The following is a 23,176-nucleotide window of genomic DNA, read 5'->3' as shown; positions in this document are numbered from 1 at the left end:
ACATCACTGAGATGAACTTTTCATGAATGAATTCTCCAGTCTTGAATTGAGCATTGCCCCTCTCGACGGCGAGAACAATATTGCCAACGCGAACGATTATCAAGTAAGGTTTTCAAATATTTTTGAATTAACACACTCGACAGGGGAGTGCGAAGTCGCTTATTCGCACGCTCGTGGAAGCGTTCGGCCGTTGAATAAAAAGACCGTTAATTGCTTGAAGAATAAGGCGTTAACGGTTGATTCATGAAGGCGACGCAAGCCTCGGATTTTCCCTGTCGCAGGTGCCTGAATTTTTTCTGAAAACCACGACCGCAGCACACCCAGGAGAGTCCCAATGACTGTTCGTCACAGCACCGCAGCGACGCTTCCCATCAGCTACCTGTTCGTTCCCGGCAACCGGCCGGAGCGCTTTTCCAAGGCGGTCGAGGCCGCGCCGGATGCGATCATTCTGGATCTCGAAGACGCCGTTCATCCCAACAGCAAAGCCGTCGCCCGCGCCTCGATCTGGGCCTGGCAAGAGAGCACGCCGGTCACCGCCTGCCAGCGCTACATCCGGCTCAACAGCGTCAGCAGTTCGTTGTTCCGCCAGGACATGACCTGGCTCGGCGACATGCGCTACCCCGAGCGTTGCGCGGGGATTTTTCTGCCCAAGGCCGAGTGCCCGCAAAGCCTGGCCGGCGTGGTCGAACGCCTGCTGGAATGGCATTCCGGGTTGCAGATCGTCGCGATCATCGAGACCGCCAGAGGCTTGCAGCAGGTCGAGGAAATCGCCGCGATTCCCGGCCTGGCGCGGCTGGCATTCGGCTCGCTGGATTTCTCCCTGGACATCAACTGCAGCCAGATCCCGGAAGCGTTTCTGCTGGCACGCAATCGCATCGTCCTCGCCTCGCGGGTGGCCGGTTTGCCAGCGCCGATCGATGGCGTGACCCCGGCAATCAGCGACATGGCGGTGGTCGAGCAGGATTCACGCTACGCACGGTCGCTGGGGTTTGGCGCCAAGTTGTGTATCCACCCCTCGCAACTGCGCACGGTGCAGCACGCTTTCCTGCCCAACGCGCGCCAGTTGGCGTGGGCCGAGCGGGTGCTCGATGCCGTGGCCGGGGGCAGCCATGCGGTGCAGGTCGACGGCGAAATGGTCGATCTGCCGCTCATCGAACAGGCCCAGCGCCTGCGCGACATGGCCAGCCAGTACGCCGCGCCGGCCAAGGCCGATGCTTGCTGAAATGGGAGACGGATCATGGAACATGGCTACCAGATTGCCCTGCGCCCGCTGTGCGACGTGGTGCAATCCGAGCAGGTCGACCCGCTCAACGTGCAGCGCCTGCGCGAAGCGATCATCGAGGCCGGGCACTGGCTGGAACCGATCATCGTCGAGCGCTCGCGGGGCATCGTGATGGATGGCAATCATCGCTTCAACGCGGCGCGGGCGCTGGGTCTGAAACGGGTGCCGTGTATCCAGCTCGACTACGCGGACCCTCGGGTGCGGGTACGTCACTGGCAGACCGGACAAGCGTTCGAGGTGGCGCGGATTTTCACCACGATCGAGCGCGGCGAGCTGTTCCCGTACAAGACCACGCGACATGCGTTCGATCCCGCGCTGCCGGTGATTTCGATCCCGCTGCAATGCCTGTATGACTGACCGCGCCTGACCCGCGCAGCCCGAGGCCGGAGGGAAGGGCGACAGGCCCACCCTCCGGCCGTTTGCTCCTCGCTGAAAAAAACTTTCCCCGGGGCTGATACTTTTTCGCAAGTCGACTGGCAAATAGGAGTCATTACCATTTTCCCAACTTCGAAAAAGGCTCCGTCGTCATGTCCGTTGCAAGTCGATCCTGCGGTGAAAACGCGTTAACCCTGGCTATTCGCACCGCGATGCTGAGTTCAATCCTGGCTGCAGGAAGCGCCACCGTCTGGGCCGCCGAGCCCGAGCGAAAGGATCAACAGGACGCCGTCGCCACCGAGGGCCTGACCCTCGACACCACCAACGTCACCGGCCGCTACAACGGCGCGACCGCATTGCCCGAGGCGCTGGCCGGCGGTCAGGTGGCACGCGGTGCGCGGCTGGGGATGATGGGCAACAAGGACGTGATGGACACGCCGTTCAGCGTGACCAGTTACACCGCCAAGACCCTCGCCGATCTGCAAACCGTGACGGTCGCCGATGCGCTGGAGCGTGATCCTTCGGTGCGCTCCACCGGGCAGACGGGCGGCATCGTCGATTCGTTTTTCATCCGGGGTTTCGCCATCGGCGAAGGCAACCTGGGTGAGCTGGCCTACGACGGCGTGTACGGCGTGGCCCCGAACTACCGGGTGTTTACCGAATACGCCGAGCGGGTCGAAGTGTTGAAAGGGCCGGGCGCGCTGATGTACGGGATTTCACCCAACAGCGGCGTGGGCGGGGTGATCAACATCGTGCCCAAGCGGCCGCTGGCCGAAGACCTGACCCGCTTCACCACCAGTTACGCCTCGGACTCCCAGGTGGGCGGCCATCTGGACGTCAGCCGGCGCTTCGGCGAGGAAAATCAGTTCGGCGTGCGCTTCAACGGCAGCCTGCAGGGCGGCGACACGGCGGTGGATCATCAGAACCGAGACTTGAACATCGGCGCCATCGCGCTTGATTACCAGGGCGACCGTTTGCGCTTGAACCTGGATTTCCTCAGCCAGAAAGAGAGCTTTGAGGCGGCATCGCGGCCGTTCACCATCGCGCCGGGTGTACAGGTGCCGTCCGCCGCCAATGGTCGCACCAACCTGCCGCAGGACTGGGGCTGGTCGGACACCAAGGAGCAATCGGCGCTGCTCGGCGGCGAGTATGACCTGAGCGATGCGGTGACGGTGTTCGCCCATGCCGGTGGCGGCCGCTCGGACGTCAAGCGCCTGTCGGACCAGGTGCCGCGAATCCTCAACGATGCCGGCGACACCAGCAACATTCCCGGCTACTACAAATTCAACGTCGACCGTTCGACGGCCGACGTCGGCATGCGCGCGATATTCGCGACCGGCCCGGTCACGCACACCACCACGGTGATGGCGACCCGTTATCAGGACGAGTTGTCCCGAGGCATCAACAACGGTACGGAAATCCGCTCGAACATCTACCACCCGGTGGACGTGCCGCGTCAGTACATCAACTCGCCGAAGGTGCTGCGTGTTTCCGAGTCGGAACTGTCCGGCGTGGCGTTGACCGACACCTTGTCGGTGCTGGACGACCGCATCCAGTTGACCCTCGGCGTGCGTCGCCAGGACATCGAGTCGCGCAACTACAGCGCGAACGGTTCGGTCAGCTCCCGTTACGACGACAGCGCCACCACACCGCTGGTGGGCGTGGTGGTCAAACCGTGGGAAGACGTTTCGCTTTACTACAATTACGTTGAAGGCTTGAGCAAGGGCGACATCGCGCCCGGCACGGCGGCCAACTCCGGCGAAACCTTCGCGCCCTACGAGTCCAAACAACACGAAATCGGCGTGAAGTATGAGCACGGGACGTTCATGACCACCCTGGCGCTGTTCCAGATCGAGAAGCCCAGCGGCGAAATCGGCGCCGGCAACGTGTTCTCGGTGCAGGCCGAACAACGCAACCGTGGCGTGGAGCTGAGCATGTTCGGTGAAGTAGCGCCGGGCACCCGTCTGATGGGCGGCGTGACCCTGCTCGACGGTGAACTGACCGATTCGGCCACCGCCGCCAACCGTGGCAATAAACCGGTGGGTGTGCCGGATGTCCAGGCCAATCTCTGGGCCGAGTGGGATACGCCGTGGATCGAGGGCTTCACCCTCACCGGCGGCGCGATCTACACCGACAGCCAGTACGTCAATCAGGCCAACACTCAGGAGCTGGATTCCTGGACGCGGATCGACGCGGGCGCCCGCTACGCGACCAAGATCGAAGGCCGGCCGACGACGTTCCGCGCCACGGTGCAGAACGTGTTCGATCGCGAGTACTGGTCGGGCGTCGCTTCCTACGGCGCGTTCTCTCCCGGCTATCCACGCACGCTGCAACTGTCGGCCACGGTGGATTTCTGATGGACGGGGCGCAGCGTGACGGAGCGTTCAGCCGATCGTCTGCGCCTTCTTATATATAGAAGCGATTCAATCGCCGCTGTTGAGCAGCGCAAACGTTCATGGAAAAGGAGTATTTGAATGTTGACCCGCCTTGCACCGACCACCGCTGAGAGGCCGTTGCCGATCCCGACGGCCAACGATCAGCGGGCCTTCGATTTCGAGCGCAGCGCCAACGAGCATATCCGCGAGCTGCTGCATTATTACGGGCTGCGCACCAGCCTGATCCGGATCAAGGTGATCGACGCCTTGCTGGTGGCCGCGCGGGAGGACCGCACCATTGGCGGTCGCGGCGTGCATGGCTACCTGCAACCGTTTATCAGCGAATTGCAGTTCATCAGTGTGCGCGAAGTGCTCAAGCGGCTGTGCGAGGAGGGCGTCATCGTTTTTCAGTCGGACAAGACTTATCGCTTTACCGACGAAGCATTGGCCGTGCTGGAGCAGCACGGGAACCGCTGAAACCGGATGCTGTGGGCTCCCTCCAAAACCATCTGTTTAAGCGCAGGTGGTTTTTTTTCGCCGGCCTTTCGATAAACCGTTCGATTATCGGCCGGCCAAATTGCCCGTCCCGGCGCTCAAGCGTAGTGTGACCGGAGATTGCCCCGTGATCACATAACAACGACAAGATCGAGTGCCGCCCCATGGACACCCACCTGCTGAGCGACCGCAGCAGCGTGTTTCGCCACGCTGATCCTTACGCCGTCTCCGACTACGTGAACCAGCACGTCGGCCAGCATTTCATCGGTCTGTCCAGGGCCACCCATCCGCAAGCCAGCCTCAATCACCGCAAACTCGCCGATCTGGATCTGTGCCGCATCAGCTACGGCGGCAGCGTGCGGGTCACCTCGCTGGCGCTGGAAACCGTTTATCACCTGCAAGTCCTGCTGCAAGGCAATTGCCTGTGGCGCGGGCATAAGCGCGAGCATCACCTGGTGCCCGGCGAGTTGCTGTTGATCAACCCGGACGATCCGGTGGACCTGACCTACTCGCAAGATTGCGAGAAATTCATCCTCAAGGTGCCGGTGGGCGTGCTGGAGTCGGTGTGCGACGAGCAGCGCTGGCAGCATCCCGCAAGTGGCATCCGGTTCCTGCGCAATCATTACCGACTGGATGAACTGGAAGGCTTCACCAGCCTGCTGGCGATGATCTGCCAGGAGTCCGAGGCCAGTGACCCGTTGCTGCGCGTGCAGGAACACTATGCGCAGATCGTCGGCAGCAAACTGATTTCGCTGATGAACACCAATGTCAGCCGCGAGTGCCTGAGTGCGCCGAACGTCAGTTTCGAGCGCATCCTCGATTATATCGAGCGCAACCTGAAGCTCGATCTGCCCGCCGAACACCTGGCGGTGCAAGCCAACATGAGCTTGCGTTCGCTGTACGCATTGTTCGAACGCCAGCTCGGCACCACCCCGATGCAATACATCCGTCAGCGCAAACTGGACCGTATCCACGCCTGTCTGAACGACTCGGGTTGCCCGGTGCGCAACCTCACCGAACTGGCCCTGGATTACGGTTTCCTGCATTTGGGCCGTTTCTCCGAAAGCTACCGCCAGCAGTTTGGCGAGCTGCCGTCGCAGACCTTCAAGCGTCGCCACTGAGTCCCCGCCGATAAACCGACTGCCGCACCGTCCTGCACAAAACGGATAGCGATCTGCAGGATTCGGCTATTGCCCGCCGCAGCGCCTCCCTAATCTGACCTGGCCTGAACAATAACAATGGAGGCCCCGGCCATGTCCCTGGGAATCGACTACCTCAATGCCATGCTTGAAGAAGACAAAGAGAAGGGTGCCTACCGCTGCAAGCGGGAGATGTTCACCGATCCGCGTCTGTTCGAACTGGAGATGGCGCACATCTTCGAAGGCAACTGGATCTACCTTGCCCACGAAAGCCAGATCCCCAACAACAACGACTTTCTGACCACCACCATGGGGCGCCAGCCGATCTTCATCGCGCGCAACAAGGACGGTGTGCTCAATGCGTTCCTCAACGCCTGCAGCCATCGCGGCGCCATGCTTTGCCGACACAAGTCCGGCAATCGCGCCAGCTATACCTGCCCGTTCCACGGCTGGACGTTCAACAACAGCGGCAAACTGCTCAAGGTCAAGGACCCGGCCGAGGCCGGTTATCCGCAAGGCTTCAACTGCGAAGGCTCGCATGACCTGACCAAGGTGGCGCGTTTCGAGTCCTATCGCGGCTTTCTGTTCGGCAGTCTGAATGCCGAGGTGAAATCCCTGGCCGAGCATCTGGGCGAGTCGGCGAAGATCATCGACATGATCGTCGACCAGTCCCCGCAAGGCCTGGAAGTGCTGCGTGGTTCCAGCTCCTACATCTATGAAGGCAACTGGAAACTCACCGCCGAAAACGGTGCCGATGGCTACCACGTCAGCTCCGTCCACTGGAACTACGCCGCCACCCAGAACCAGCGCCAACAGCGTGAGGCCGGTGAAGAAATCAAAACCATGAGCGCCGGCAGCTGGGCGAAGAAGGGCGGCGGTTTCTACTCCTTCGACCACGGTCATCTGCTGCTCTGGACCCGTTGGGCCAACCCCGAAGATCGCCCGGCCTATGAGCGTCGTGACGAACTGGCCCGGGACTTCGGCCAGGCCCGCGCCGACTGGATGATCGAAAACTCGCGCAACCTGTGCCTGTACCCCAACGTGTACCTGATGGATCAGTTCAGCTCGCAGATCCGCATCGCCCGGCCCATTTCCGTCGACAAGACCGAGATCACCATCTACTGCATCGCACCGAAAGGCGAGAGCGCCGAGGCCCGGGCCAAACGCATCCGCCAGTACGAAGACTTCTTCAACGTCAGCGGCATGGCGACGCCGGACGACCTCGAAGAATTCCGCTCCTGCCAGACCGGTTATGGCGCCGGACGCGGCTGGAACGACATGTCCCGAGGCGCCACTCACTGGATCGAAGGCGCCGATGCCGCCGCCGAGGAAATCGACCTCAAACCACTGCTCTCCGGCCAGCGCACCGAGGACGAAGGCCTGTTCGTGCTGCAACACAAATACTGGCAGGAAACCCTGCTCAAGGCCGCCGCCACCGGGCAACAGCTGATCCCCGTGGAGGCCGTGCAATGAGCACTCTCTACGACACCGTGCGCGACTTTCTTTATCGTGAGGCGCGTTATCTGGATGACGGCCAGTGGGATCAATGGCTGGAACTCTACGCCGCCGACGCCAGTTTCTGGATGCCGGCCTGGGACGACAACGACCGCCTGACCGAGGACCCGCAAAGCGAGATTTCGCTGATCTGGTACGGCAACCGTGGCGGCCTCGAAGACCGCGTGTTCCGGATCAAGACCGAGCGCTCCAGCGCGACCCTTCCGGACACTCGCACCTCGCACAACCTGAGCAATATCGAGATCGTCGAACAGAGTGACGGGCAGTGCCGGGTGCGGTTCAACTGGCACACCCTGAGCTTCCGCTACCAGGTCACCGACAGCTACTTCGGCAGCAGTTTCTACACCCTCGATCTGCGCGGCGAGCAACCGCTGATCAAGGCCAAGAAAGTCGTGCTGAAAAACGATTACGTCCGTCAGGTCATCGACATCTACCACATCTGATCGAGACGGCGGCGAGCGGCTGTCTGCGCGTTCGACGCTGTGCGCGAGGTGCAACATGAGTTTCCAGATCGCACTGAATTTCGAGGACGGGGTGACCCGTTTCATTGAGGCCAACGGCCATGAAACCGTCGCCGACGCGGCGTATCGCCAAGGCATCAACATCCCGCTGGACTGCCGCGATGGTGCCTGCGGCACCTGCAAGTGTTTTGCCGAGGCCGGGTGCTACGAGATGGGCGACAACTTCATCGAAGACGCCTTGAGCGAAGAAGAACTGGCCCAGGGTTACGTCCTGACCTGCCAGATGCGCGCCGAAAGCGATTGCGTGGTGCGGGTGCCGGCGGGCTCGCAAGTGTGCAAGACCGCGCAGGCGAATTTCCAGGCAGCGATCAGCGCTGTCCGGCAGTTGTCCGAGAGCACCATTGCCCTGTCGGTCAAGGGCGAATCCCTGAGCCGACTGGCGTTTCTGCCGGGGCAGTACGTCAATCTGCAAGTGCCGGGCAGCGAGCAGACCCGGGCCTATTCCTTCAGTTCGTTGCAGAAGGATGGCGAGGTCAGTTTCCTGATTCGCAACGTGCCGGGCGGCCTGATGAGCAGCTTCCTCACCGGGCTGGCGAAGGCGGGCGACAGCCTCAACCTGGCCGGGCCGCTGGGCAGTTTTTACCTGCGCGAAATCAAACGGCCGTTGCTGTTGCTGGCCGGCGGTACGGGGCTGGCGCCGTTCACCGCGATGCTGGAGAAAATCGCCGAGCAGGGCAGCGCGCATCCGGTGCATCTGATCTACGGCGTGACCCATGACTTCGATCTGGTGGAACTGGATCGCCTCGAAGCCTTCGCCGCACGGATTCCCGGTTTCACATTCAGTGCCTGCGTGGCCAGTGCCCAGAGCCTGCACCCGCTCAAGGGCTACGTCACCCAGCACATCGAGCCACGCCATCTCAACGACGGCGATGTCGACGTGTACCTGTGCGGCCCGCCGCCGATGGTTGAAGCGGTCAGCCACTACATCCGCGAGCAGGGCATCACCCCGGCCAATTTCTACTACGAGAAATTCGCGGCCGCCGCTGCCTGAAACCGATCTTTTTGGGGCTGCGCATGGCCCCTTTTTTCTTCCGAGGTTGTCATGAACAACAGATTTTCCAAGCAGGTCGCGCTGGTCACCGGCGCGGCACAGGGCATTGGCCGTCGGGTGTGCGAGCGGCTGCTGGCCGAGGGTGCGCAAGTCGTTGCCGTCGACCGTTCCGGACTGGTTCACGAACTGCAAGGCGAGGGCGTCCTGACCCTGACCGCTGACCTTGAGCAATACGCCGATTGCGCGCGTGCCATGGCGGCGGCCATCGATGCCTTCGGCCGGCTCGATGTGCTGGTCAACAACGTCGGCGGCACGATCTGGGCCAAGCCGTTCGAGCACTATGAAGTCGAGCAGATCGAGGCCGAAGTGCGCCGCTCACTGTTCCCGACCCTGTGGTGCTGCCACGCGGCATTGCCGTACATGCTCAAGCAGGGCCGGGGCGCCATCGTCAACGTGTCGTCGATTGCGACCCGCAGCCTGAACCGCGTGCCCTACGGCGCGGCCAAAGGCGGCATCAATGCACTGACCGCCTGCCTGGCCTTTGAAAACGCCGAGCGCGGCATTCGCGTCAACGCCACCGCACCGGGCGGCACCGAAGCACCGGCGCGGCGCATCCCGCGCAACGGTGCCGAGCAGTCCGCGCAGGAGAAAGCCTGGTATCAGGAAATCGTTGCGCAGACCCTCGACAGCAGTCTGATGAAACGCTACGGCACCCTCGACGAGCAGGTCGGCGCGATTCTGTTTCTGGCCTCGGACGATGGCTCGTACATCACGGGTGTGACGTTGCCGGTAGGGGGAGGGGATCTCGGCTGATCAGTGTGGCGGCAAGGCCCTGCATTTTTTCCAGCCTCTGCTAGCGTAGTAGCTTGATCGTCATGCGCCATAGGTGACATCAGCCAGGAGGCGGCGCTGCTCTGGCTCATTAATCAGTCGACAGGGAAGAAGGCCATGAGCCAGAGAACAACGCTGTGTCTTGTGAATGTGAGTGGACACAACATCACCGACATGAAAGTCAGTGCCGTCAGCGGTTTTGAAAAGGGTAACGACCCTTCCGTTTTTATTCGTGGCGGGCTTGCGCAGAATTCGTCGATCGGTGGTTATGTCGAACTGCTCAGCGCTTCGGAACCCGCCTTGTACAGCGTCGAGCTGACGTTCTCCGACGGTACGACTCTGAGCTTTTCGGACAATCAGCAAAACGCGATAAACAAGCATGTCGGGACACTCGCGCATACCGGCACGGCCCAGGGCCTGGAGGTCTGGCGCAGTTCCGGCGGCGATGTGGGGTCCACCAGTCATGGCACCAACGGCGTTTACATTCGTTCGAGCGCGGTGCCCGACCATTCCACCTGGATGGGTGATCTGCAACAGCGCAAGCCGGGTATCCTGCTCAGCGATATTACCCTGCCGGGCAGTCATGACGCCGGTATGTACGAGACTCACGATTATCCCTTGGGTGGCGGCGGCGAGTGGGCCAAGACCCAAAGTCTGTCCACCCTCGGTCAACTACAGGCAGGCTCTCGCTACTTCGATATTCGGGTGTGCTGGCGTGGCGACGAGTTGTCGACTTATCACGGCACCACGGGCTACGGTGCCTATGGCGCCAGTCTGAGCAGCATCCTTGAGGATGTGCAAACGTTCCTCAACAGCGATGCAGGCAAGGATGAAGCGGTCATCCTGAAGTTTTCCCACACCTACAAAAATACGGTCAGCAGTATCATCACCGAAGTGAAAAAACTGGGCGGACGACTGCAAATCCCGAAGCCTGCCGGTGGTGCGACCAATCTCGCGCAAACGCCGCTGAGCGACATGAAGGGCACGGTCGTCGCGGTATTTGCCGATGAGTTCGAGGCGTACTGGGATCAGGAGCAAGGCATCTGGCCCTATTTCGATACAGAGGAGCATCCGTCCTCCATCAACGGCACGAATCTGACGGTCTACGATCATTACTCGAACGTGGGCGTGTACGAATCCATGGCCCATGATCAGATGGACAAGCTTGGCAAGTACGGTGGCCGGGGCCACAGCTATCTGTTCCTGCTGTCATGGACGCTGACCGGTGGTGGTGCGGTGTTAGACATCGAAGTGCTGGCCGGCATGGCTAACCCGTGGCTGCCTGGAAAACTGGCAAGCAGGGCTGTGCAGGAGGGTCATCGACCCAATATCGTCTACCTCGACTTTATCGACCCCTGGTTATGTGGGGTTGCCATCGGCTTGAATTAGCCGGATGCAAAAAAACGCTCGCCGACCGCGAGCGTTTTTCGTTGTGCAACCGGTCTTGCGGGAGGTTTTGCCTGTCGCATTCCCGACCTAAGCTAATGCAAAAAAGGTATTTGTTCGGAGTTTTTAATATCGTTTAGTTTTGGTTCCAAGACGAATCAAAGCATCAAACCGATAGACCTTCCGATTGCCATGACGGCACACGCTGAATCGATCACGGGCTCTTCAGGTTTGATTCACACGGGAGTGAATCATGCCGCATACCCTGGATATCACCGCATTACCGACCCTGGACCTTTCCTTGCTCGACGGCTCGGCGCAGCAGCGCCAGGGCTTTCTCGAAGACTTGCGCCATGCCGCGCGGGACGTCGGATTTTTCTACCTGACGGGCCATGGCATCGATGCCGGGCTGCTGCGCCAGGTGCAAGACCAGGCCCGTCAATTCTTTGCCCTGCCTGACAGCGAGAAAGCCGCTGTCGGCATGATCAACTCGCCGCATTTTCGCGGTTACAACCGTGCGGCGTCCGAGATCACGCGCGGCAAACCCGATCAGCGCGAACAGTTCGATCTGGGGGCCGAGCGTGAGGTCTTGCCGTTGCGGCCGGACAGTCCGTTGTGGGCGCGCCTGCAAGGGCCGAATCAATGGCCGCAGACATTGCCGCAACTCAAGCCACTGCTGCTCGATTGGCAGCAAGCCATGACCCGCATGTCCCTGCGTCTGCTGCGTGCGTTCGCGGAAGCGTTGTCGTTGCCCGCTGACGCGTTCGACCGCTTGTACGGCGACAAACCCAACGAACACATCAAGCTGATGCGCTATCCGGGGCAGTCCGCCGCAGACAGCCATCAAGGCGTCGGCGCGCACAAGGATTCGGGGTTTCTGAGCTTCCTCTTGCAAGACCAGCAGGCCGGTCTGCAAGTCGAGGTCGAGGAGGGCCGCTGGATCGATGCACTGCCTCGGGACAACACCCTGGTGGTGAACATCGGCGAGTTGCTGGAGCTGGCAACCAACGGCTATCTGCGCGCCACGGTGCATCGGGTGTTGTCGCCGGTGCAGGGCCGCGAGCGCTTGTCCATCGCGTTCTTCCTCGGCGCGCAACTGGACGCCGTGGTGCCGCTGTACCCGTTGCCGACCGCGTTGCTGCGCGAGGCGCGCGGGCCGGCCAGCGATCCGCTCAATCCGTTGTTTCGCGATGTCGGCCAGAACTACCTCAAGGGCCGTTTGCGCTCGCACCCCGATGTCGCCCGGCGTTTCTACGCCGACGCCCTGGCTCCACAAACCCCACTGCCCAAAGCCGTCAACGCCTGAGTGCCACTCGATCAAGGAGCTTCACCATGCTGAAACAAACCGGATTGACCCTGGCCGTGCTCGGCGGGCTGCTGAGCGCTTTCAACGCCCTCGCACTGGAGCCGCTGCGCGTGGCCGCCGACCCTGTGCCCCACGCGCAGATTCTGGCGTACATCCAGAAAATCGACCCGCAACTGAACCTCAAGGTCATCGAGATTCCCAACGGCGTGAACTCCAACGAACTGCTGGTGCATGGCGATGTGGACGCCAACTACTTCCAGCACCTGCCGTACCTGAAATCCCAGGAGAAGGCCCTCGGCGAGCAACTTGCGGTGGCGGCCACGGTGCATATCGAGCCGCTGGGGATTTACTCGCACCGCCACAAAACCTTCGCCCAGGTGCCGGAGAAAGGCACGGTCGCCGTACCCAATAACGTGACCAACCTGAGCCGCGCGCTGTACCTGTTGCAGGACAACGGCCTGATCAGACTCAAGCCCGGTTTCAATGACCCGGCCGCCGATCAGGCAACACCCAAGGACATCGCCGAAAACCCGAAACAGCTGAAAATCCTCGAAATCGAATCGCCGCAACTGCCTCGGGCGCTGGATGACGTCGATCTGGCGGTGATCAACGGAAATTACGCGCTGGAGGCCGGTCTGGTGCCGGCCAAAGACGCGCTGGGGCTGGAGAAGGCCGAGCACAATCCCTACGCCAACATCCTGGTGACCACGCCAAAACTGGAGAGCGATCCACGCATTCAGCAACTGGCCAAGGACCTGACGTCGCCGCAAGTCGCCAAGTACATCAGCGAGAACTTCAAGGGCTCGGTGATCCCGGTGGCGGATGCCAAGCCATGATCCTCGTCGAGCAGTTGCGCAAGACCTATCCCACGGCGTCGGCTCCAGCGCTGGACGGGGTGTCCCTGAACATTCCCGACGGCGCGGTGTTCGGGATCATCGGGCGCAGCGGCGCGGGCAAGTCGACGCTGCTGCGTTGCCTCAATCTGCTCGAACGCCCGGATTCCGGGCGCATCGTGCTGGACGGCCAGGACCTGACAACCCTGTCCGACAGCGAGTTGCGCCGGCAACGTCAGCGCATCGGCATGATCTTCCAGGGCTTCAACCTGCTGCACTCGCGCAACGTCTTCGACAACGTCGCCGTGCCGCTGGAGATCGCCAATGTGGCGAAACCCCTGCGTCAGGCGCGGGTTCGGGAGTTGCTGGAACTGGTGGGCCTGAGCGACAAGGCCGAGGCGTTTCCCTCGCAGTTGTCCGGTGGCCAGAAACAACGGGTGGGCATCGCCCGGGCCTTGGCGGCGCGTCCGGCGTATCTGTTGTCGGACGAAGCCACCAGCGCCCTCGATCCGGAAACCACCGCGTCGATTCTCGACCTGTTGCGCGACATCAACCGGCAACTGGGCCTGACCATCGTACTGATTACCCATGAGCTGGACGTCGTCCGCTCGATTTGCGATCACGCCGCATCCCTTGCTCAGGGCCGCTTGGTCGAAGCCGGGCCGGTCGCCCGACTGCTGGCGGATCCCGATTCGTCACTCGGCGCTGCGCTGCGACCCAGTTGCGGATTGCCGCTGGGGCACGATGCGCCGGGCCTGAGTTTCCTCAAGCAATACGGTGTACGGGCGGCTCACTCATGAACCGCACGATCAATTGGGATGAAATCCTGCAACTGCTGCTCAACGCCACGGGCGAGACCCTGTACATGGTGTTGCTGGCGGGGCTGTTCACGCTGCTGATCGGCTTGCCTCTGGGCGTGTTGCTGTTTGTCAGTCGTCGCGAGGGGCTGTACCCGCTGCCCCGGTTCAACGCGGCGCTGGGAGCGCTGGTCAATCTGGGCCGTTCGCTGCCGTTCGTGGTGATGCTGATTGCCCTGATTCCGCTGACCCGGCTGGTGGTCGGCACCACCCTGGGCAGCACCGCCGCCGTGGTGCCGATCACCATTGGCGCGTTTCCGTTCTTCGCGCGGATCGTCGAGAACGCGCTCGACGAAGTCGAGAAGGGCCGGATCGAAGCGATCCTCGCCATGGGCGGTGACCTGCGCCATGTGATTTTCAAAGTGCTGTTGCCCGAAGCACTGCCGGCGTTGCTGGCGGGAATCACCCTGACGCTGGTGATGCTGATCGGGTTTTCTTCCATGGCCGGGGTCATCGGCGGTGGCGGGCTGGGGGATCTGGCGATCCGTTATGGCTATCAGCGGTTCAACAATGAAGTGATGGTCGCCACCGTGGTGGTGCTGGTCATCCTCGTTCAGGGCGTGCAAAGCCTGGGCGATCGGCTGGTGCGTTCGCTGGCTCACCGACGTTAAGGAGTTTTATGAGTACACCTGTCGCCGTGGCCGTCGAGCCGCTGATTCGGGTACGTGAACTGAGCAAGACCTTTGGCTCCAACCGGGCGCTGGAGCGCGTCAGCCTGACGATTTATCCCGCCGAAGTGGTGGCGCTGCTCGGCGCCAACGGGGCGGGTAAATCGACGCTGGTGAAGATTCTCGCCGGCAGCCAGAGCGCCGATGGCGGCGAGATTGCGGTCGATGGTCAACCCCGGCATTTCGGCTCGCCGCTGTCGGCGCGTCGGGTCGGGATCGTCGCGGTTCATCAGCAGATCAACGAGGGTATCGCGCCGGGTTTGAGCGTGGCGGAAAACCTGCTGCTCGATGAGTTGTGCCGCCCCGATGCGGACTTCTGGCTCAATCGCAAACGGCTGCTGGAACGCGCCGCGAAGATCGCCGCCGGCCTCGGGCTGGTGCTGCCGCTGGAGGCGCCGATCGAACAGCTTGGTCAGGCCGAACGGCAATTGGTGGTGCTGGCGCGGGCGTTTGCCTTGCAGCCGCGTTTGCTGATTCTCGATGAACCCACGGCAGCCTTGTCGGATGCCGAGGCCCAGCGTCTGTTCGGTTTGATCGACACCTTGCGCAGCCGGGGCGTGGCGATTCTGTACATTTCCCATCGCTTGTCCGATCTGCAACGGGTGGCCGACCGCGCCATCGTCCTGCGCGACGGACAACTGGCCGGCGAGTTCACCGCGCGGCAATTGCCCCAGGCGGTGCAAGCGATGTTGGGGCAGGCACTGCAAGACCACGTCTACACGCCGCGAGCGGCGGGGCGCAAGGTGCTGGAACTGCGTGGGGTGAAAGTCTTGCCGCGCACCCGGCCGTTCGACTTGAGCCTGCACGAAGGCGAAGTCGTGGTGCTGACCGGCCTGCTCGGCGCCGGCAAAAGCGAGATCGCCGAGGTGCTGTTCGGCCTGCGCAAAGCCCTGGCGTTCAGCGTGCAACTGGACGGCGCCGACTGGTTGCCAGGCTCGCCCCGGGAGGCGATTCGCAGCGGCGTGTTCTTCGCCGCCGAAGATCGCGCCAGCCAATCCCTGGTGCCTGACTTTTCCCTGCGCCGCACTCTGACCCTGCCATTTCTCGAACGCTTCACCCGGGGCGGTTTTATCCGCAATCGCGCCGAAGCGGCGGCGGTCGAGGCGCAGGTCGCGGCGCTGGGTATCAAGACTGTCGGCATCGATGTACCGATGTCCGCGCTGTCCGGCGGCAATCAGCAGAAGGTCGTGCTCGGGCGCTGGCTGCTCGGGGCAGGGCGGGTGTTGGTGCTCGACGAGCCGTTCCAGGGTGTCGACGTGCGTGCCCGCCGCGAGATCGGCCAACTGCTGCGAGACAGTGCCGACGGCCGCGCCACGCTGGTGATCTGTGCCGACGTCGACGAAGCCCTGGAAATTGCCGACCGCATCCTGCTGGTGCGCGATCACGCGGTCGTCGCCGAGTACCCGCGCGCCGGCCTCGACCGCGCGACGCTGGTGGCCGCATTGGCGGGCACCGATGCCGATCCCATTCCCCTGCATGCCACGCCAAGGAGTAGAGCGAGTGCCTGATTCGAGTTCGCTGTTGTCGCCCGTACCCGCCACCTCGGAGCGCGCCGTGCAGGCGCTGATCCGTTATGGGTTGCTGTGGGTGCTGGCGTTGATCGTGGTGTTTTTCAGTGTCGCGGAGCCGGCGTTCCTGCGCGTCGGCAACCTGTTCAGCATCTTGCAGTCGGTGTCGATTGTCGCGCTGCTGGCCCTCGGCGTGACGCTGACCATGGCGGTGGGCGGGCTGGACCTGTCGATCGGCGCGGTGGCGGCCATGAGCCTGATGATCGCCAGTTACGTGATGGTGGTGCTCGGCTGGGGCGCGGTGCCGGCGGTGCTGATCAGCCTTGCGGGTGGCGCGTTGGTCGGGCTGCTCAATGGCTGGCTGATCGTGAAGATGCGCGTGCCGGACATTCTGGCGACGCTGGGCAGCATGTTTCTGGTGATTGGCGTGCAACTGATTCCAACCGGCGGACGCTCGATTGCGGTGGGCATGACCCTGCCCAACGGCGACGAAACTGAAGGCTCATTCAGCACGTTGTTTCTCGCGCTCGGGCGGGGACGATTGTGGGACATCGTGCCGATTCCGGTGCTGATCACTGCTGTGGTGGCGGTGGCGGTGTGGCTGTTTCTCGAACGCACGCGGGTCGGCCGGTTGTTCTACGCCATTGGCGGCAACGAGCAGGCCGCGCGTCTGGCGGGTGCGCCGGTGCAGCGGTTCAAGTTGCTCGCCTACGTCTTGTCGGCGCTGCTGGCCTCGCTCGGCGGGTTGCTGCTGGCGGCACGCTTGGGGCGCGGCGACGTCAGCTCGGGCAACGGCCTGGTGCTGGACGCGCTCGGCGCCGCGCTGATTGGCTTTGCCGTGCTTGGCGCGAAGAAGCCCAACGCCTTCGGCACGCTGGTCGGCGCCTTGCTGGTGGCCGCGTTGCTCAACGGCCTGACCATGCTCAACGCGCCTTATTACGCGCAGGATTTCGTCAAGGGACTGGTGCTGGTGCTGGCCCTGATGTTCACCTTCGGCCTCGCGCATCGGGCGCGCTGAGCCGTTTTCGTCCAAGGAAAGCTGTATGCACGGTTCAATCAAGCAGTTCGCACGCCATTGCCTAGCCGGTGCCTTGCTCTCGGCGCTGGCGCTGAGCGCCCAGGCCAAGGCACTTCCCGGTGCCCCGGCGCCGTTCGACAAGGGCCAGGTGCAGATCGCCCTGGTCGGTTATCTGTTTTCCGGGGACTTCCCCGAAGCCTACTTGCGTGGCGTGGAGAAACAGACCGAAGCGCTCGGCGCCAGCCTGCGGGTGTTCGATGCCCGGCAGCAGGCGGCGAGCCAGGGCGAGATGATCGATCAGGCGGTCGACCTCGGCGTCGACGGGATCATCGTCCAGTTGGGCCTGGCGGAAACCCTCAAGGGGCCGATCGACCGGGCCATCGCCAAGGGCATCAAGGTCGTTGCGTTCGACGTCGACCTGAACAGCCCGCAAGTGACCCAGGTCGAGCAGGATCACCATGCACTGGCGCGTCTGGCGCTGGATCAGGCGCTCAAGGACAACGGCACGCGCTTCGACGCCGGCTACGTGTACATCAGCGGTTTCACGCCGATGGAGCGTCGCGACGAGATCTGGAGTCAGGTCAAGGCGAGCAATCCGGGGATCGTCGAGAAGGCACGGTTCGGCACGCTCAACCCGCCGATTGCCAACTCGGTGGCCGATCAGGCCAGCGCCGTGCTGCGCGCCAATCCGGGCATCAGCGTGATCTTCGCGCCGTTCGACGAGTTCGCGAAGGGCGCGAAAATCGCCGTCGACGAAGCCGGTCTGGCGCGCAAGGTGAAGATCTACAGCGCCGATATTTCCACCGCCGACATCCAGATCATGAAAGAGCCCGACAGCGCCTGGGCAGCCACGGCGGCGGTCAATCCGCAAGTGGCCGGAGCGATCAGCGTGCGCAGTCTGGCGATGTTGATCGCCGGTGAGAATCCGGGGCACAAGGTGCTGGTGCCACCCACCCTGATTACCCGCCAGCAGTTGCTCGATCTGGACGTGAAAAACGTCCGCGACCTCGGCCAGAAACTCCCAGCGTTCGGCGACACCGCCAATGTGGCGCGGGCGGAGTGGATTCCGTTGGCGAATTGAATCTCGGCTCCTTTTTGAAGAGCACATTCCAGTGTGGGAGCGGGCAAGCCCACTCCCGCAGGGTTCAGGGTGATTTTCCGTGGTGGATTCAGGAGCAACCATGCACAACAAAGCCGCGCGCCTGCGCAAAAGCCGTTCGCCGAAAGCCGATCCGCTGTTCGGTGAGCGCCTGCCGCCGGGGCAGGTGCTGACCGAGCGCTTCCCGATCCTCCATGAAGGCGCCGTGCCGGACTATGACCTGGCAACATGGTCGCTGCGGCTGTTCGGCTTGATCGACAACCCGGTCGAGCTAAGTTACGCCGACCTGCAAGCGCTGCCGCAACGCCAACTTACCTGCGACATCCATTGCGTCACGCGCTGGTCGAAGTTCGATACCCGCTGGAGCGGGGTGCATGTGCAGGATCTGTTGCAGGCGCTGGACATCCAGCCGCCCACGGCTTTCGTCATGGCTCACGCCGATCACGACTACCAGACCAACCTGCGACTCGAAGACCTGCTGCACCCCGACAGCCTGCTCGCCACCCACTACGACGGCCAGCCGCTGACCGCGCAGCACGGTTGGCCGTTGCGGCTGGTGGTGGCGGGGCGGTACTTCTGGAAGAGCGCCAAGTGGCTGCGCGGTCTGGAATTCGTCGCCGAGGAACAAGCGGGTTTCTGGGAACGCAACGGCTTTCACTTGCACGCCGATCCGTTTACCGAACAGCGCTTCAGTGGCGACGCACTGGACATTGCAGAAGATGCCTGGCGGGAAAAGGACTTCGACTAAGCCTTTCCGGTTTCTATAAGTAACCCAAGTGATTGGTAACTCCAGGTTAAATGCCTGGAGCGTGTTTTTGTGCCTGCTTACTTATTGGTTAGTTGCACTTTGATGTTGTTGGATAAACAGCGCTGTTGCTCTGGCAACACTCCATTCGTCGGGCATAACCTAAGTGTTAATGGTTCTTTTGCACCGGCAGGCTGGTCATCTAGCATGGGTTTCAGGGGAGTCTGTACTAACTTTGGGGGTCGTCTACTCAACTGCTTTTGCAGTTCCAATCGCTTTACCAGCCTTCGCTGCCTTTCTTGAAAATCAAAACTACAGCAGACATTGCCGCGCATTGACTGCCGACTTTTATCGTCGGCGGCGGCCGGGTATCAGCTGCGATAAAAGGAGCTGTCTCATGTATCACCGTTCCCGTTCATTACTGGCGATCGCGGTTGTCAGTGCAACCTGGCAACTTCCCGCGCACGCCGAAGAAACCTCCGCACGCGTCGACGATGACACACGGCTGGGCACCGTGCTGGTCACCGGCACCCGGGGCACCGCCCGTACGGTGCTGGATTCCCCGGTGCCGGTGGACGTACTGACCGCCGAAGACCTCAAGACCGCCGGCGCCAGTGGCGGCGAGCTCGGCCAGGCGCTACAGACGCTGTTGCCGTCATTCAGCTTTCCGCGTCAGTCCAACTCCGGCGGCGCCGACCATGTGCGCGCCGCGCAATTGCGCGGCATGAGCCCGGATCAGGTATTGGTGCTGGTCAACGGCAAGCGCCGGCACACCTCGGCGGTGGTCAACGACTCGTCGAAAATCGGTCGCGGCACGGCACCGGTGGACTTCAACTCGATCCCGATCAGCGCAATCAAGCGCATCGAAGTGCTGCGTGACGGCGCTGGCGCGCAATACGGTTCCGACGCGATTGCCGGGGTCATCAACATCATCCTCGACGACGCCCCCGAGGGCGGTGAAGTGTCCACCAGTTATGGCGCCTACCACACCCATCAGGACGCCATCGGCCGAACCACCACCGACGGCCAGAACAGCGTGACCACCGCGAAGATCGGCACACGGCTTGGCGAGGAGGGCGGCTTCATTCGCGGCGGCACCGAGTACAAGGACCGCGACCCGACCAACCGCGCCGGTTTCGATGGGTTCGCCGACACCCCCGGCCAGCGCAACTACGTGATGGGCGACGGCATCGCCCGGGATGTCAACGCCTGGTTCAACGGTGAACTGCCGCTGGCCGGCGGCAAGGCCTACAGCTTCGGCACCTACAACGAGCGCCACACCACCGGCGCCGAGTTCTACCGTTACCCGTCCGAGCAGCCGCAGTTCTATCCCAACGGCTACCTGCCGCAGTCGCTGGGCGACAACACCGACATCTCCGCCACCGCCGGTTTCAAAGGCCTGATCGGCGATGACTGGGATTTCGACAGCAGCATCACCCACGGGCGCAACCGCTTCGAATCGGCGACCCGGCGTACCCTCAACGTCAGCCTCGGTGCGGATTCGCCGACCCGTTTCGACACCGGCGATTATGAGTTGCGCCAGACCACCACCAACCTCGATTTCAGCCGCGAACTGCGCCTGGGCGGTCGCTCGTTCGTGCTCGCCGTGGGCGGCGAATACCGCTACGAAAACTACCTGACCTTCGCCGGTGACGAGGCTTCCTATATAGGTTCCGGCGCTGATGGCGCCAACGGTCTGCGCCCCAGCGAAGAGTCGGATCTGGATCGCAACGTATTCGGCAGCTACGCCGAGTTGTCCGGCGATCTCACTGATCGCCTGTTCGTCGATGCCGCCACGCGCTGGGAACATTACGACGACGCCGGCAGCAAACTCACCGGCAAACTCAGCGGTCGCTACAAGTTGAACGAACAGTGGGCGGTGCGCGGCGCGGTGTCGAACAACTTCCGCGCGCCATCGCTGGCCCAGAGCGGCTTCCAGAACACCACCAGCAACTTCGGTACGGGTGGCACCCTCACCGACATTCGCGTGCTGTCGGTCAACGACCCGATTGCCCGTGCCCTCGGCGCGGAAAAGCTCGATCCGGAAACGTCGAAAAATTTCAGCCTCGGCCTGACCGCGCAACTGAGCGACCGTTTCGACGCGTCCTTCGATGTGTTCCGCATCGACGTCAAGGACCGCATCACCCTGTCCCAGCGCATCGGCAGCGACGCTATGGAGAACTACATCAACAACAATTTCGGCGTGCCGGGCGTCCATGACGTCAACTTCTTCACCAACGCCGCCGACACTCGTACCGATGGCGCCGAACTGGTGCTCAACTATCACCAGCCGTTGTACGAAGGACAATTGGGCCTGACCACGGCGTACACCTACAACCACACCAAAGTCACCAAGACCAAGGGCACACCGTCGCAATTGACGGCGCTGGGGATTGGCAATGACGCGCTGGTGGGCGTCGAGGAGCGCAACACCCTGACCGACGCCGCGCCCAAGGATCGCTTCGTGTTCTCCGCCAACTGGGCCAGCGAGCATTGGGGCCTGCTCGGCCGTCTGACCCGCCAGGGCGAGACTACCCGGGTGTTCGATTTCGGCGACTCGCAACCGGAGCAGACCTACGGCGCGGTCTGGCAACTGGACGCCGAGGTGACCTACAAATTCACCCCGAAATTCAGCATCGCCCTGGGCGGCAACAACCTGACCGACAACTACCCGGAACGCTCCGGTTCTGCCATCAACTACGGCGGCAACCTGCCGTATGACGTGCTGTCGCCGATCGGCACCAACGGCGCTTACTACTACGCCACCGCCACTTACGGCTTCTGAACCCTGCCGCCATGGATGGCGGATCACCTGCGAAAAATCCTATGACCCAAGCCAACGGCCCCAAGCGCCATTTACCGGTGCTGCAAGCGTTGCTGATCACGCTGGGCATGGTGATCACTACCGATATCCTCAAAACCGCGCCGACCGTGGCACTGAACGTCGGGCCGGAATATTTCTACGGGGTCTGGGTCCTCGGCGGATTGGCGTCGATGGCCGGGGCCTTGTGTTTTGCCGAAATGGCCACCGCGTTTCCCCATCCGGGCGGTGACTATCACTTTTTGCGCACGGCCTATGGCGAGCGCATGGGTTTCCTTTTTGCCTGGTCGCGCTTCTCGGTGATGCACACCGGATGGATTGCTTTGTCGGCGTTCATGTTTGCCGATTACTTCAACGCGGTCGTGCCGCTGGGCGAGCATGGCTCGGGGCTGTTTGCCGGTGCGGTGATCGTGGCGCTGGTGCTGCTCAATCTCACCGGGAAGCACATAGGTTTCATTACCCAGACCTTGCTGGTGGGACTGCTTGCCCTCGGCTTTTTGAGCATCGCTAGCGCCGGTGTGTGGCTGGCCTGGCAGGGGATTGAGGCGCCCGTACCGGTCAATCCGCCGACGCCCGAGAACACCGGTATGGCCGGGTTTTCGGCGGCGATGATTTTCGTGTTCCTGGCCTTCGGCGGCTGGAGTGACGCGGCGACTCTGTCGGCGGAAATCCGCGATGGCCGCCGCGGGATCTTCATCGCCATGCTCGGCGCCCTGACGGTGTTGATGGCGATCTATCTGGCCCTGAATTGGGCGTTCGTTCGCGGGTTGGGTTTCGCAGGCCTGGCGGCGAGCAATGCGCCGGCGGTGGAGTTGCTCAATCGCGCGTTTGGCGCACCGGGCGTCATGCTGATTCTGTTGATGGTCGGCATTGCCGCCATCGCGACCATCAACTCGACCTTGCTGGTCGGCGCCCGTACCACCTACGCCGCCGCTCGGGATGTGCCGCAGTTGCGGCGCTTCGGCGAATGGGACGAACGCCACGGCGTACCGCGCAAGGCCTTGCTGGCCGAAGGCGCGGTGGCGCTGTTGCTGGTGCTGTTCGGCAGCTTCACTCAGAGCGGGTTCAACACCATGGTCGAGTACTTGACGCCGGTGTACTGGTTGTTTCTGAGCTTGAGCAGCCTGGCGCTGATCATCCTGCGCCGACGTTTTGCGCAGGTGCCTCGGCCGGTCAGGGTGCCGTTCTACCCGTGGCTGCCGCTGCTGTTTTTCGGGTTGTGCCTGTACATGCTGTATTCCAGCGTGACAGTGGTCGGGTATGGGGCGTTTCTGGGGATTTGTCGGTGTTGCGTTGGGGCGGTGTTGCTGGCGGGTTTGGGGCGTCTGACGCAAGTCTCTCAGCCCAGCCCTCCCGAAACGTCGGACCGCCCAAGTGGGGAGGGGGCCGACCGACTCGATTATGGATTCAA

General features: G+C 62.4%; 21 protein-coding genes. All 21 read left to right on the top strand.

Annotated elements, in window-relative coordinates; all coding sequences use genetic code 11:
* Positions 1 to 22 precede the first annotated feature (22 nt).
* Positions 23 to 247 carry a hypothetical protein gene (locus tag KVQ74_RS21635; RefSeq protein ID WP_217833340.1) on the top strand — a complete coding sequence of 75 codons (225 nt, stop codon included), beginning with the start codon at positions 23 to 25 and terminating at the stop codon, positions 245 to 247.
* Positions 248 to 334: 87 nt separating this feature from the next.
* On the top strand, positions 335 to 1,222 hold the full coding sequence (locus tag KVQ74_RS21630) for an HpcH/HpaI aldolase/citrate lyase family protein (RefSeq protein WP_217833338.1): 888 nt from the start codon (positions 335 to 337) through the stop codon (positions 1,220 to 1,222).
* Positions 1,223 to 1,237: 15 nt separating this feature from the next.
* Positions 1,238 to 1,639, top strand: a complete 402-nt coding sequence (locus KVQ74_RS21625; RefSeq protein WP_217833336.1) for a ParB N-terminal domain-containing protein — start codon at positions 1,238 to 1,240, stop codon at positions 1,637 to 1,639.
* Positions 1,640 to 1,809: 170 nt separating this feature from the next.
* On the top strand, positions 1,810 to 4,014 hold the full coding sequence (locus KVQ74_RS21620) for a TonB-dependent receptor (protein WP_217833334.1): 2,205 nt from the start codon (positions 1,810 to 1,812) through the stop codon (positions 4,012 to 4,014).
* Between the two features lie 117 nt (positions 4,015 to 4,131).
* Positions 4,132 to 4,509 carry a fe2+ zn2+ uptake regulation protein gene (locus KVQ74_RS21615; RefSeq protein WP_217833332.1) on the top strand — a complete coding sequence of 126 codons (378 nt, stop codon included), beginning with the start codon at positions 4,132 to 4,134 and terminating at the stop codon, positions 4,507 to 4,509.
* A gap of 182 nt (positions 4,510 to 4,691) precedes the next feature.
* On the top strand, positions 4,692 to 5,648 hold the full coding sequence (locus KVQ74_RS21610) for an AraC family transcriptional regulator (RefSeq protein WP_217833330.1): 957 nt from the start codon (positions 4,692 to 4,694) through the stop codon (positions 5,646 to 5,648).
* Between the two features lie 132 nt (positions 5,649 to 5,780).
* Positions 5,781 to 7,139 (top strand): benzoate 1,2-dioxygenase large subunit, encoded by a 1,359-nt coding sequence (gene benA, locus KVQ74_RS21605; protein WP_217833328.1) that lies wholly within the window; start codon positions 5,781 to 5,783, stop codon positions 7,137 to 7,139.
* On the top strand, positions 7,136 to 7,624 hold the full coding sequence (gene benB / locus KVQ74_RS21600; RefSeq protein WP_217833325.1) for a benzoate 1,2-dioxygenase small subunit: 489 nt from the start codon (positions 7,136 to 7,138) through the stop codon (positions 7,622 to 7,624). The genes benA and benB overlap by 4 nt, the downstream gene beginning before the upstream one ends.
* Positions 7,625 to 7,679: 55 nt before the next feature.
* Positions 7,680 to 8,693, top strand: a complete 1,014-nt coding sequence (gene benC, locus KVQ74_RS21595) for a benzoate 1,2-dioxygenase electron transfer component BenC (protein ID WP_217833323.1) — start codon at positions 7,680 to 7,682, stop codon at positions 8,691 to 8,693.
* A gap of 51 nt (positions 8,694 to 8,744) precedes the next feature.
* Entirely contained in the window at positions 8,745 to 9,506 is a 762-nt protein-coding gene (locus tag KVQ74_RS21590) for a 1,6-dihydroxycyclohexa-2,4-diene-1-carboxylate dehydrogenase (protein WP_217833321.1), read from the top strand.
* A 135-nt stretch (positions 9,507 to 9,641) separates the two neighbouring features.
* Positions 9,642 to 10,913, top strand: coding sequence for a PI-PLC domain-containing protein (locus tag KVQ74_RS21585; protein ID WP_217833319.1), 1,272 nt, complete (start codon positions 9,642 to 9,644; stop codon positions 10,911 to 10,913).
* A 250-nt stretch (positions 10,914 to 11,163) separates the two neighbouring features.
* Positions 11,164 to 12,216: an isopenicillin N synthase family dioxygenase gene (locus KVQ74_RS21580; protein WP_217833316.1), complete on the top strand. Its 1,053-nt coding sequence runs from the start codon at positions 11,164 to 11,166 to the stop codon at positions 12,214 to 12,216.
* A gap of 26 nt (positions 12,217 to 12,242) precedes the next feature.
* Positions 12,243 to 13,052, top strand: coding sequence for a MetQ/NlpA family ABC transporter substrate-binding protein (locus tag KVQ74_RS21575; RefSeq protein WP_217833314.1), 810 nt, complete (start codon positions 12,243 to 12,245; stop codon positions 13,050 to 13,052).
* The gene (locus tag KVQ74_RS21570) at positions 13,049 to 13,849 is read left to right on the top strand and encodes a methionine ABC transporter ATP-binding protein (protein ID WP_217833312.1); all 801 of its coding nucleotides are present in this window, start codon (positions 13,049 to 13,051) and stop codon (positions 13,847 to 13,849) included. Before KVQ74_RS21575 ends, KVQ74_RS21570 begins: the two co-directional genes overlap by 4 nt.
* Positions 13,846 to 14,517: a methionine ABC transporter permease gene (locus tag KVQ74_RS21565; protein ID WP_217833310.1), complete on the top strand. Its 672-nt coding sequence runs from the start codon at positions 13,846 to 13,848 to the stop codon at positions 14,515 to 14,517. The genes KVQ74_RS21570 and KVQ74_RS21565 overlap by 4 nt, the downstream gene beginning before the upstream one ends.
* Before the next feature lie 8 nt (positions 14,518 to 14,525).
* A complete protein-coding gene (locus KVQ74_RS21560) occupies positions 14,526 to 16,082 on the top strand; it encodes a sugar ABC transporter ATP-binding protein (protein WP_217833308.1) in 1,557 nt (518 codons plus the stop codon).
* Positions 16,075 to 17,100 (top strand): ABC transporter permease, encoded by a 1,026-nt coding sequence (locus KVQ74_RS21555; RefSeq protein WP_217833306.1) that lies wholly within the window; start codon positions 16,075 to 16,077, stop codon positions 17,098 to 17,100. Before KVQ74_RS21560 ends, KVQ74_RS21555 begins: the two co-directional genes overlap by 8 nt.
* A gap of 25 nt (positions 17,101 to 17,125) precedes the next feature.
* Positions 17,126 to 18,181, top strand: coding sequence for a substrate-binding domain-containing protein (locus tag KVQ74_RS21550; RefSeq protein ID WP_217833303.1), 1,056 nt, complete (start codon positions 17,126 to 17,128; stop codon positions 18,179 to 18,181).
* 100 nt (positions 18,182 to 18,281) lie between these two features.
* Entirely contained in the window at positions 18,282 to 18,947 is a 666-nt protein-coding gene (locus tag KVQ74_RS21545) for a sulfite oxidase-like oxidoreductase (protein ID WP_217833302.1), read from the top strand.
* A gap of 394 nt (positions 18,948 to 19,341) precedes the next feature.
* Complete coding sequence (locus tag KVQ74_RS21540; protein ID WP_217833300.1) at positions 19,342 to 21,729, top strand: TonB-dependent receptor plug domain-containing protein; 2,388 nt, start codon at positions 19,342 to 19,344, stop codon at positions 21,727 to 21,729.
* Positions 21,730 to 21,770: 41 nt separating this feature from the next.
* Positions 21,771 to 23,176, top strand: a 1,406-nt coding sequence (locus tag KVQ74_RS21535; protein ID WP_225930124.1) for an APC family permease, incomplete at its 3' end; no start/stop codon positions are given.

Origin of the sequence: Pseudomonas botevensis, from assembly GCF_019145475.1 — a bacterium.
In the GTDB taxonomy this organism is placed as follows: Bacteria; Pseudomonadota; Gammaproteobacteria; order Pseudomonadales; family Pseudomonadaceae; genus Aquipseudomonas; species Aquipseudomonas botevensis.
This window is presented reverse-complemented; position numbering and strand designations above follow the sequence as displayed.